The sequence below is a fragment of the Janthinobacterium sp. SUN128 genome (assembly GCF_030587275.1).
Classification (GTDB): Bacteria; Pseudomonadota; Gammaproteobacteria; order Burkholderiales; family Burkholderiaceae_D; genus Janthinobacterium; species Janthinobacterium lividum.
The window spans coordinates 4,411,403-4,423,151 of the sequence record NZ_JAPWHY010000001.1 but is presented as its reverse complement, the minus strand read 5'-3'; the positions used below and the strand labels follow the sequence as shown (position 1 = coordinate 4,423,151).

The 11,749-nt window shown below is 60.9% G+C and carries 7 protein-coding genes, 1 rRNA gene and 1 pseudogene; 6 read left to right on the top strand and 3 right to left on the bottom strand.

Going from position 1 to position 11,749, the window contains the following annotated elements; translation table 11 throughout:
* A 5S ribosomal RNA gene (rrf, locus tag O3297_RS19975) occupies positions 1-113 on the top strand.
* Between the two features lie 216 nt (positions 114-329).
* Here the strand turns inward: rrf and O3297_RS19970 are convergent.
* On the bottom strand, positions 330-902 hold the full coding sequence (locus O3297_RS19970) for an acyloxyacyl hydrolase (protein WP_305049573.1): 573 nt from the start codon (positions 900-902) through the stop codon (positions 330-332).
* A gap of 93 nt (positions 903-995) precedes the next feature.
* On the opposite strand from O3297_RS19970, the gene O3297_RS19965 reads away from it, so the two are divergent.
* The gene (locus tag O3297_RS19965) at positions 996-1,898 is read left to right on the top strand and encodes an NAD(P)-dependent oxidoreductase (RefSeq protein WP_370385418.1); all 903 of its coding nucleotides are present in this window, start codon (positions 996-998) and stop codon (positions 1,896-1,898) included.
* Between the two features lies 1 nt (position 1,899).
* Here O3297_RS19965 and O3297_RS19960 read toward each other — a convergent pair whose 3' ends face one another.
* Entirely contained in the window at positions 1,900-3,093 is a 1,194-nt protein-coding gene (locus O3297_RS19960; protein ID WP_305049571.1) for a M20 aminoacylase family protein, read from the bottom strand.
* A gap of 206 nt (positions 3,094-3,299) precedes the next feature.
* Between O3297_RS19960 and O3297_RS19955 the strand changes: the two genes are divergently transcribed.
* The 4 genes from O3297_RS19955 to O3297_RS19940 all read left to right on the top strand — a co-directional run bounded on the left by O3297_RS19955 (position 3,300) and on the right by O3297_RS19940 (position 10,123).
* The gene (locus O3297_RS19955; protein ID WP_305049569.1) at positions 3,300-5,375 is read left to right on the top strand and encodes a molybdopterin-dependent oxidoreductase; all 2,076 of its coding nucleotides are present in this window, start codon (positions 3,300-3,302) and stop codon (positions 5,373-5,375) included.
* A gap of 1 nt (position 5,376) precedes the next feature.
* Complete coding sequence (locus O3297_RS19950) at positions 5,377-6,426, top strand: aminopeptidase (protein WP_099395073.1); 1,050 nt, start codon at positions 5,377-5,379, stop codon at positions 6,424-6,426.
* Positions 6,427-6,702: 276 nt separating this feature from the next.
* The gene (locus tag O3297_RS19945) at positions 6,703-8,385 is read left to right on the top strand and encodes a long-chain fatty acid--CoA ligase (protein ID WP_305049568.1); all 1,683 of its coding nucleotides are present in this window, start codon (positions 6,703-6,705) and stop codon (positions 8,383-8,385) included.
* 55 nt (positions 8,386-8,440) lie between these two features.
* Entirely contained in the window at positions 8,441-10,123 is a 1,683-nt protein-coding gene (locus O3297_RS19940; protein WP_070254812.1) for a long-chain-fatty-acid--CoA ligase, read from the top strand.
* 3 nt (positions 10,124-10,126) lie between these two features.
* Here O3297_RS19940 and O3297_RS19935 read toward each other — a convergent pair.
* Positions 10,127-11,716: pseudogene (locus O3297_RS19935) on the bottom strand (alkaline phosphatase).
* Positions 11,717-11,749 lie beyond the last annotated feature (33 nt).

Sequence of the window (11,749 nt, the reverse complement as noted above, 5' to 3'; positions counted from 1 at the left end):
CCTGATGACCATAGCAAGTTGGTCCCACCCCTTCCCATCCCGAACAGGACCGTGAAACAACTTTGCGCCGATGATAGTGCTGCAACCAGTGTGAAAGTAGGTTATCGTCAGGCTTGTTATTCGCAGTAGAGAAGAACCCGATCAGCAATGGTCGGGTTTTTTTTCGTCTGGCCATTGACGGGGCAACCCAACAGCAAAGGCTGGGGTCAGACCCCCTCGCGCGTTGGCGTCGAATCTGGCGTTGGCGGTGTGGAGGTGCTGACCCCTGCGGTTCAGCAGGCGTAAAAAAAGGCAGCGCTACGCGCTGCCTTTGTCACGTATCACAACCATTAAAAATGGTAAGCGACTTTGACGTTCAGGTAATTGACGCCGCTATTTGGTTTCTTGTAGCCGCCGTTCGAGAAATGCTGGATCTTCGCAGCGACTTCCCATTTGTTATTGAAGACATAGCCGACGCCGATATGGTCGCCGAACTGGAAGTGGGTCGACAGGCGGTCATCATCGTTGTTGTACAGTTTCGACAGCATGTGCACGCCGATGCCGGCTTCCGCATAAAAACCCAGCTTATTCGTATTTTCAAAACGGAAAACGGGGGTAAAGCCCAGGTCCCACAGTTTTTGATGCTGGCCAGGGATATTCTGATAGCTCTTGGCATCCCAGCCGCCAATGCTGGCATCCCAGTAACCGCTCAGCTGCGTGCCATTCGATACGAACCAGGCCTTATCCCAGTTCGAGGTCACGCCGGCGCGTACCATTTGTACCTTCACGCCCTTGGCATATTCGCCGTAGACGGAGTCGATCAGTTTGCCGTCGGCGGCAAAGCCGGCATTGGCCGCCATCAGCGCGGTCACGGCGGCGATGGATTTGAGGAGATTCTTCTTGAAGAACATAGAGGCTTTCATCGTAAAATTGGCCGATAGGCTGTTGTCTTGTTTGCGCAGACGCAAGCTTGCTTTGCCTGCCGCTTTCGCCACTTGTTGATCTCAGGGGTTCAATTGACATTCTCTACAAAAATCGCATTTCTCGGTATCGGTCTGATGGGGGATCCGATGGTCCGGCGCCTGCTGCACGCTGGATATTCTGTCACAATTTGGAATCGCACGCACAGCAAGGCCCAAGTCATGCGTGCGGCAGGCGCGCAGCCCGCCATTTCCGTGGTTGAGGCGGTCAATGGCGCGGACGTGGTCATCTCGATGCTGGAAGCCGGTCCCATCGTGGCGCAGGTGCTGCAGGACGCGTTGCCGGCCCTGGCAACTGGGGCGCTATGGATAGACATGAGTTCCACCAAGCAATCAGAAGCCCAGCAATTTCATGCCATCTTGCACGCGGCAGGCCATGCCTTCATCGATGCGCCCGTGTCGGGCGGCGTCGGTGGGGCCCAGGCAGGCAACCTGGCCATCATGGCTGGCGCCAGCACCGGCGATTATGCGCGCGTGGAGCATATCTTGACGGCCATGGGGCGCCCGACCCTGGTGGGACCGGCCGGCAGTGGCCAGGTCGCCAAGTTGTGCAATCAGCTGATCGTCGGCGCCACCCTGAATATCGTGGCCGAGGCGCTGTTGCTGGCACAGGCGGCCGGCGCCGATGCGAGCGCTGTACGGGCAGCGATCCGTGGCGGTTTTGCCGAAAGCAAGATTTTAGAGGTGCATGGCCAGCGCATGCTGGAGCGCAATTTTGTTGCTGGCGGCCAAGTGAAGAGCCAGGTCAAGGATATGCACAATATCCTCGCGGCGGCCGAGGCTGCACACGTCACCTTGCCGGTGACGCAACTGGTGACGCAGCGCTATGAAAGCATCGCCGCCACCTACCCGACGGCGGACCATGCGGCAGCCTTGCTGGCCCTGGAAGCGTTGAATCCGGGGCAGCGCCTGGGCACCGGTCCGGATAAGCTGGGATAAATCAAGCGATGGGCAGGCTCGCTTCGGCCAGCTTGACCCAGAAACTGGCACCGATGGGCAGCAGCTTGTCGTTGAAGTCGTAGCTGCCATTGTGCAAGACGCACGGACCCAGGCCATGGCCACCATCGCGGTGCTCGCCATCGCCATTGCCGATGAAGATGTAGCAGCCGGCCTTTTCTTGCAGGAAGAAAGCAAAATCTTCCGCGCCCATGGTCGGCTCGACATTCGCGTTGACCTTGTCCGCGCCCACCACGCTTTGCATGACTTCGACGGCAAACGCCGTTTCTTTCGCGTGGTTGACCAGCGGCGGATAGTTGCGCTTGAAGTGAAAGTCGACCTCCGCGCCAAAGGCGGCAGCCGTGTGCACGGCGATTTCGCGCATGCGCTCTTCGATCAAGTCCAGCACGGGCGTGGTGAAGGTACGCACGGTGCCGACCAGGCTGGCGTCATCGGGAATCACATTGGTGGCGCTGCCCGCATGGATTTGCGTGATCGACAGTACGGCCGTGTCGAGCGGGCTCTTGTTGCGTGTGATGACGGTTTGCCAGCTTTGCGCGATTTGCACGGCCACCATGACGGGGTCGATACCCTTGTGGGGCTGGGCCGCATGGGCGCCCTTGCCTTTGACGGTGACATGGAATTCATTGCTTGACGCCATCATTGGCCCCTCTACCACGCTCAGGGTGCCCGTTTCGGCGCCCGGCCAGTTGTGCATGCCGTAGATGGCATCCATGGGGAAGCGGGTAAACAAGCCGTCCTCGATCATTTCGCGCGCGCCGGCGCCGCCTTCTTCCGCCGGCTGGAAGACCAGATACACGGTGCCGTCGAAATGGCGGTGTTGCGCCAGGTAATGGGCGGCGCCCAGCAGCATGGCCGTGTGGCCGTCGTGGCCGCAGGCGTGCATCTTGCCCGGATGGCGTGAAGCATGCTCGAAGGTATTCATTTCCTGCATCGGCAAGGCATCCATATCGGCGCGCAAGCCGATGGCGCGTGTCGAAGTACCATTTTTGATGATACCGACCACGCCAGTGCGGCCCAGGCCGCGTACCACGGGAATGCCCCATTCCGTCAGTCTGGCGGCGACCACGTCCGAGGTGCGCTGTTCTTCGTAGCACAGCTCGGGATGCGCGTGCAGGTCACGACGGATACCTTGCAGCTCGGATTGAAACGCCAAGATCGGATCAACTAGTTTCATGGGACTCTCCTGTGGATGCTGGCACGCAGCAATGTATGGCGCGCCGGACCGCGCTTGTTTGATCAAAAACAGGCGCGGCTAATAGTGCATTGTAGCCCTTGTTTGCCGGGTAAATCCAGCGCACGGACGTGCTTGCCACGGCGCCAACAGCAAGCGCGCGGAATGGTTTACAGTATCGCCTTCCCCCAACGTTTTCGGATTGCCCCATGACCACCACCCAAGTGCGCGCCGCCTGCCCGCTCGATTGCCCCGATACCTGCGCCTTGCTGGTCACCGTGACCGATGGGGTGGCCACCGCCGTCAAGGGCGATCCCGACCATCCGACCACGGCTGGCGTGCTGTGCACAAAGGTGTCGCGCTTCACTGAGCGCACCTACCATGCGGACCGGCTGCTGCATCCGCTGCGCCGCGTGGGCAAGAAGGGGGAAGGCAAGTTCGAGCGCATCAGCTGGGAAGAGGCATTGCAGATCATCGCGGCGCGCTTGAAACCGATCGCCGCGCGCGATCCGCAGGCGATCTTGCCGTATAGCTACTGTGGCACCATGGGCCTGGTGCAGGGCGAATCGATGTCGTCGCGCTTCTTCAACCAGCTCGGCGCTTCCCTGCTGGACCGCACCATCTGCGCCTCGGCCGGTGCCACCGGTTACCGCTACACGGTGGGCGCCAGCATCGGCACGGACATGGAGCAGTTCCAGAACGCGAAATTGATCATTATCTGGGGCGGCAACCCGATCGCCTCGAATTTGCACTTCTGGATGCGCGCGCAAGAGGCCAAGCGCAATGGCGCCACCTTGATCGCCATCGACCCCTACCGTTCGCTGACGGCCGAAAAGTGCCACCAGCATATCGCCTTGCTGCCGGGGACCGATGCGGCCCTGGCGCTGGGCTTGATGCATGTGCTGATCACCGAAGATCTGATCGACCATGACTATATCGCGCAGTACACGATCGGCTATGCTGAACTGAAACAGCGGGCCCTGGAATGGCCACCCGAGCGCGTGGCCGAGGTGTGCGGCATCACGGCCACTGAAGTGCTGGAACTGGCGCGCCTGTACGGCCAGGCATGCCGCTCTGGCGAGGGCGCCGCCATCCGTGCCAACTACGGCGTGCAGCGTGTGCATGGCGGCGGCATGGCGGTGCGCAATATCGCCTGCCTGCCCGCGCTGACGGGCGCCTGGCGCCATCCGGCCGGCGGCATGCAACTGTCGAGCTCGGGTTCCTTCCCCGTCAACCGCAAGGCCCTGCAGCGCCCGGATTTATTGAAAGGCACGCCGCGCACCATCAACATGAGCACCATCGGCGACGATTTATTGAAAGCAAGTTCCGCCGAGTTCGGCCCGCAAGTCGAGGCCGTGATCGTCTACAACTCGAATCCCCTGGCGGTGGCGCCCGATTCCTCGAAAGTGGCGCAGGGATTTGCCCGCGAGGATTTGTTTACGGTCGTGCTCGAACACTTCCAGACCGATACCGTCGATTACGCCGACATCGTGCTGCCTGCCACCACGCAGCTGGAACACGTCGATGCGCATTCCACCTACGGCCACCTGTACATGATGGCGAACAATGCGGCCGTCGCGCCGCTGGGCGAAGCGAAAGCGAATACGGAAATCTTCCGCTTGCTGGCACAGCACATGGGCTTTGATGACCCGTGCTTCCAGGAAAGCGACGATGCGCTGGCGGCCAAGGCGTTCGATGCGACGGATGCGCGCGCCGTGCATTTCGACTGGGAATCGCTGAAACGCACGGGCTGGCAAAAGCTGGCCATGACCGAGGCGCCATTTGCCGAGGGCGGTTTCCCCACGCCATCGGGCAAGTGCGAGTTCTATTCCAGCGCCATGGCGCAGGCGGGACTCGATCCCTTGCCGGCGTATATCGCACCGCACGAATCGCAAGCCAGCAATCCTGCACTGGCGGCCCGTTATCCGCTGGCCATGATTTCCCCGCCGGCACGCAATTTCCTCAATTCCACGTTCGTCAACGTCAAAAGCCTGCGCGCGGCCGAAGGCGAGCCGCACCTCGATATCCATCCTGACGATTGCGCCGCACGCGGCATCGCGGCCGGCGACATGGTGCGCATCTTCAATGACCGCGGCAGTTTTATGGCCAAGGCCAGGGTGACGGACAAGGCGAGACGGGGCCTGGTCGTGGGCTTGTCCGTGTGGTGGAAGAAACTCGCCAGCGACGGCAAGAACGCCAATGAAGTGACCAGCCAGCGCCTGACGGACATGGGCCGCGCGCCGACCTTCTACGATACGCTGGTCGAAGTGGAAAAGGCTGCCTGACATGGCGCCTTGGCCGGCCCGCTTGCTTGTCGGCACGGTGTGCCTGCTGCTGGGCGGCTGCACGCAGCTGCGCTACTACACGCAAGCGGCGCAGGGGCAATATGCCTTGTGGTCGGGCGCGCGGCCCATCGGCGACTGGCTCGACGACCCGACCACCGAGCCGCGCCTGAAAGTGCGTCTGGCCAAGGCGCAGCAAATTCGCCGCTTTGCCGTCAGCGAGCTGGACTTGCCCGACAATGGCAGCTACAAGAATTACGCCTCCCTGCGGCGCCCGTTCGTGCTGTGGAACGTGGTGGCCACGCCGGAACTGTCGCTGCAGCCGCTGCAATGGTGTTTTCCCATTGCCGGCTGCGTCAATTACCGCGGCTATTACAGCAAGGAGGAGGCGCTCGCGTATGCCGACGAACTGCGGGCCCAGCATTACGACGTGCAGGTGGGCGGCGTGCCCGCCTATTCCACCCTGGGCTGGTTCGACGATCCCCTGCTGTCGACCTTTATCAATTACAACGATGCGGAGCTGGCGCGCCTGATCTTCCATGAACTGGCGCACCAGGTGGTGTACGTGCCCGGTGATTCGGCCTTCAACGAGTCGTTTGCCAGTGCCGTGGAAGAGGCGGGCGTGCAGCGCTGGCTGGCGCGCGAGGGCAACGACGCCATGCGCGCGGCGTACGCCCAGTACGCGGCGCGGCGCCAGGATTTCCTCGCCCTGCTGCTGAAATACCGGGGTGAACTGGAGTCGGTGTATGCGAGCGACGCCAGCGATGCGGACAAGCGGGCGCGCAAGGCGCAGGTGTTTGCGGCATTGCAAGACGCGTATCAGGTAGTGAAGACAAACTGGGGTGGTTTTGCCGGCTACGACCGCTGGTTCGAGCAGCCATTGAGCAATGCGCACCTGGCTTCCGTGTCTACCTACAATGAATTTTTGCCTGCCTTCAAAAAATTGCTGGAAGAAAAAAAGAACTTTCGTGCTTTTTATGCTGCAGTGCACACAATGGCCCAGATCAAGAAGCCTGAGCGCAGGCAGGCGCTGGAACAATTGTCCAGCCCCTGACCCGTAAAGATTGTCTCGCACGTCAGGGCAAACGATCCTGCAACAGTGTATTTGGCATGTTGCATTGCAGCATAAAATACCCCTAGAGTTGCCGCTCGAATACTGTTGAAAGCGCTTGCATGGAAGCCCGGCGCCCGATAGCATCGCATTAGTAGCATAGAGCAATTGCTCGTCAGAATGCTCAAACTGACTGCCGGACGACAGAATCCGCAGCAATGATCCGCGCCGGCAGGGTGCGCCGGCTCCCCCACGATTATTCGAGACAAGAGGCACAGGATGGACAAAATTTGGCTGAAGTCGTACCCGCCCGGCGTACCTGCCGACATCAATCCTGATCAATATCGTTCGCTGGTACATTTGCTGGAAGAAGCGTTTCAAAAATATGCGGATCGCAATGCCTATGTCTGCATGGACAAATTTCTCACCTATGCCGAACTCGACACCTATTCGCGCCAGCTGGGTGCCTGGCTGCAAAGCCGTGGCCTGAAGAAGGGCGCGCGTGTCGCTCTGATGATGCCAAACGTACTGCAGTATCCGGTGGCCATTGCCGCCGTCCTGCGCGCCGGCTACACGGTGGTCAACGTCAATCCGCTATATACGCCGCGCGAACTCGAGCATCAGCTCAACGATTCGGGCAGCGAAGCCATCATCGTGCTGGAAAACTTTGCCCATACGCTAGAGCAAGTGCTGGGCAAGACGGCCGTCAAGCACATCGTCGTCGCCAGCATGGGCGAAATGCTGGGCGGCTTGAAGGGCATGATCGTCAATTTTGTCGTGCGCAACGTCAAGAAGATGGTGCCCGCGTACTCCTTGCCGAACGCCATGCGTTTCAAGCAGGCGCTGGCGCTGGGCAGCCGCATGAAACTCACGCCTGTCGAGCTGAGCATCAATGACGCTGCCTTTCTGCAATACACAGGCGGCACGACGGGCGTGTCGAAAGGCGCGACCTTGAGCCACCGCAATGTGATCGCCAACGTGCTGCAGAGCGAAGCGTGGTCGGGCGCGGCGCTCGACCAGAACAGCAAGGAGCAGCTGATCATCGTCTGCGCCTTGCCGCTGTACCATATCTTTGCCCTGACGGCGTGCGCGATGTGGGGCACGCGCGTGGGCGCGCTGAATATCCTGATCCCGAACCCGCGCGATATCCCGGGCCTGATCAAGGAGCTGGGCAAGTATAAATTCAACCTGTTGCCAGCGGTCAATACGCTGTATAACGCGCTGGTGAACCACCCCGATTTCGCCAAGCTTGATTTCTCGGGCTTGAAGATCGCCAATGGCGGCGGCATGGCAGTGCAGCAAGCCGTCAACGACAAGTGGCTGCAAGTGACGGGCGTGTCCATTATCGAAGGCTATGGCCTGTCGGAAACATCGCCCGTCGCTACCTGCAACCGCGCCGACAGCACGGCGTTCTCCGGCACCATCGGCTTGCCGATTCCGTCGACCGATATCGCCATCCTCGACGATGACGGCAAGGAAGTGCCGCTGGGGCAGACGGGCGAGATCGCCATCCGCGGCCCGCAAGTGATGAGCGGCTACTGGAACCGTCCCGACGAAACGGCCAAGGTCATGACGCCCGATGGATACTTTAAATCCGGTGACGTGGGCATCATGGATGAGCGCGGCTACGTGAAGATCGTCGACCGCAAGAAAGACATGATCCTCGTCTCCGGCTTCAATGTGTATCCGAATGAAGTGGAAGCCGTCATCGCGGCCCATCCGGGCGTACTCGAGTGCGCCTGCGTGGGCGTGCCGGACGAACACTCGGGCGAGGCCGTGAAAGTATTTGTCGTGCGTAAGGATCCGAACCTGACTCAGGCAGTGATGGCCGCGTATTGCAAGGAACAATTCACAGGCTACAAGCGGCCGAAATACATCGAGTTCCGCGATGAGCTGCCGAAGACCAACGTCGGCAAGATTTTGCGTCGCGCCCTGCGTGACGAAACGAAGATAGCAGCATAAACAGTGTGGGATGCGCCAGGAGGCGCATCCCTTTTACAGATAAAGATGAGGCGAGATGGACAAGATTTGGTTGAAGTCGTACCCGGACAGCGTTCCCGCAGAGATTGATTGCACACAATACCGTTCCGTCACGCATTTGCTGGAAGAGTCGTTCCAGAAATATGCGGACCGCAATGCCTTCGTGTGCATGGATAAATTCCTTACCTATCGAGAGCTCGACAAGCTGTCGCTGCAGATGGGAGCCTGGCTGCAAAGCAAGGGCCTGAAGACGGGCGCGCGCGTGGCGATCATGCTGCCGAACGTGCTGCAGTATCCGGTGGCGATGGCGGCGATCCTGCGCGCCGGCTATACGGTGGTCAATGTCAATCCGCTGTACACGCCCCGTGAATTGCAGCATCAGCTGGTCGATTCGGGCAGCGAAGCGATCATCGTGCTGGAAAACTTCGCCACCACGGTCGAGCAGGTGCTGCCGCATACCCAGGTCAAGCATGTGATCGTCGCCACCATGGGCGACATGCTGGGTGGACTCAAAGGCACGATCGTCAACTTCGTCGTGCGCAAGATCAAGAAAATGGTGCCCGCGTTTTCCTTGCCGGGCGCCATCAGCTTCAACAAGATGCTGGCCGAAGGCGCACGCCTGAGCCTGACGCCGGTGCAGCAGGGGCATGACGATATCGTCTTCCTGCAATACACGGGCGGCACGACGGGCGTGTCGAAAGGCGCGATGTTGTTGCACCGTAACGTGATCGCCAACGTGCTGCAAAACGAGGCGTGGATTTCACCCGTGATGACCAAGGAAATGCGCGCCACCTCGATGGGATTCATGTGCGCCTTGCCCCTGTATCACATCTATTCGCTGACGGTCAGCGCCCTGATGGGGATGCGCGTGGGCGGCTTGAACGTGTTGATTCCCAACCCGCGCGACATCCCCGGTTTCGTCAAGGAATTGTCCAAGCACAAGATTGTCGTTTTCCCGGCCGTCAATACCTTGTACAACGCGCTGCTGAACAATGCTGACTTCGCCAAGCTCGATTTCTCCAGCTATAAAGTGTGCAATGGCGGCGGCATGGCCTTGCAGCGCAACGTGGCCGAGCGCTGGCTGAAGCTGACGGGTTGCCCGCTGATCGAAGGTTATGGCATGTCGGAAACTTCACCCGTGGTGACGGGCAACCGCGTCGATATCACGGAATTTACGGGCACCATCGGCTTGCCTTTCCCTTCGACGGAAGTGGCGATCCTGAACGACGATGGCGTGGAAGTGCCGCTGGGCGAGCCGGGCGAGATCGCCGTGCGCGGCCCGCAAGTGATGGCGGGCTACTGGCAGCGTCCGGACGAGACGGCCAAGTCGATGACGGCCGACGGTTTCTTCAAGACGGGCGACGTGGGTGTCATGGATGAGCGTGGCTATGTGAAGATCGTGGACCGCAAGAAAGACATGATCATCGTGTCCGGCTTCAATGTGTATCCGAACGAGGTGGAAGACGTGGTCGCTTCGTGCCCGGGCGTGCTCGAGTGCGCATGCATCGGCGTGCCGGATGCCAACGCGGGCGAAGCTGTGAAAGTGTTTGTCGTGCGCAAGGATCCAAACCTGACGGTGGAACAGATCCGCGAGCATTGCAAGCATGAATTGACGGCCTACAAGAAACCGAAATACATCGAGTTCCGCGATGAGTTGCCGAAGACCAATGTCGGCAAGATATTGCGCCGTCAATTGCGCGATGAAAAGAAGGTTGCCTAGGCTTCAGCTTTGCAAGCCAGCCTTGCCGTCGCGCACGACAAAGCTGGCCAGTGTCGCGATGGCAGAGGTGCTGTCGCGCACGTTCTCCAGGCCCTGGAACAGGGTCGTGGTTTTCTCCGGCGTGATTTCCATCAACATATAGCCGCGCTTGTCGCTGCGTCCTTAACGGATGTGCGGGTTCATCGCCACGTACTGCTGCGTCCGCGCCTGCGGGCGGGAACTCGAGGTGATGGAGGTGCCGCAAAACTCCGTGGCCAGCACGGGATTGTCCCTGCCGGTGGGCCGCATGGCATTGCGGCTCAGTTCCGTGGCATAAAAAGTGTGCACGTCGCCCGACAGCACCAGCGGGTTGCTGGCCTTGCTGCTGCGCAAGGCGTCGAGCAGGTGCTGGCGCGCCAGCGGATAGCCATCCCAGCCATCGGTCCAGATGCGTTCGTCGCCGGGACGCAGGATGGGCACCTGGCTCGATTGCGCCATCAGGATTTGCTGGGCCAGAATGTTCCAGCGCGCGGGAGAATCATCGAGGCCGGCTTGCAGCCAGCGCTGCTGTTCCTCGCCCAGCATGGTGCGCTGCGGTTTCAGCAGGTCGGGACAGTTGCGCGTAGTAACGGAATTGGAGCCGCCGCGACCCGGCTTGGCGCACGCGTGATAGGCGCGGTATTGCCGGTCATCCAGCACGTGAAAGCGCGCCAGCCTGCCCCAGTCATAGCGCTGGTAGATGCGCATGTCGACGAAGCCCCGCCGTCCCAGCGGTAGCAGCCGTAGCGGCATGTGTTCATAAAACGCCTGGTAGGCGGCCGCGCGGCGCTGCAAAAAGGTGGGCGTGAGCAACTCGTCGCGGTCATTGCCGTAATCGTTGGCCACTTCATGGTCGTCCCAGGTGACGATCCATGGCGCGGCCAGGTGCGCGCCCTGCAAATCGCGGTCGCTCTTGTATTGCGCGTAGCGGGCGCGGTAGTCGTCCAGGCTGAAACTTTCATGCGTGCGCACGGCCCGGCTCGGATGCTGCAACTGGTACGGACCCCATTCATAGATGTAATCGCCGAGGAAGGCCACCAGGTCGGGCGCGGCCGCGGCGATGTGCCGGTGCGCCGCATACGCGCCGAATTCCCAGTGCTGGCACGAGGCGACGGCCAGTTTCAGCGAGGCGGGCAGGGTATCGGCGGCGGGCGCCGTGCGCGTGCGGCCCACGGGGCTGACGGCGTCGCCCAGCATGAAGCGGTACCAATACCAGCGCCCGGGTGTCAAACCGCCCACGTCGACGTGCACGCTATGCGCGAGGGCGGGTGTGGCCGTGGCCTGGCCCTTGGCGGCGATGCGGCGAAAACCTTCATCGTCAGCCACTTCCCAGCGCACGTTCAGGGCGATGGCGGGCGTGGCGGCCGCGTGCAGCGGGTCGTAGCAGATGCGTGTCCACAGCACGACGGCGTCCGGCAAGGGCGAACCGGAAGCGACACCGAGCGCAAACGGGTAGCCGGCGCCATTCAGGCGCGTGGCGGCGCCCGCACTGGAACCGGACAGCACGCTGCCAGCGGCGGCCAGCGCACCGATGCGCGCGGCGCTCTGCAGAAAAATGCGGCGCTGGCTATCCATGCCGTCTGAAAATAAAACGTGGGATTAATGTAA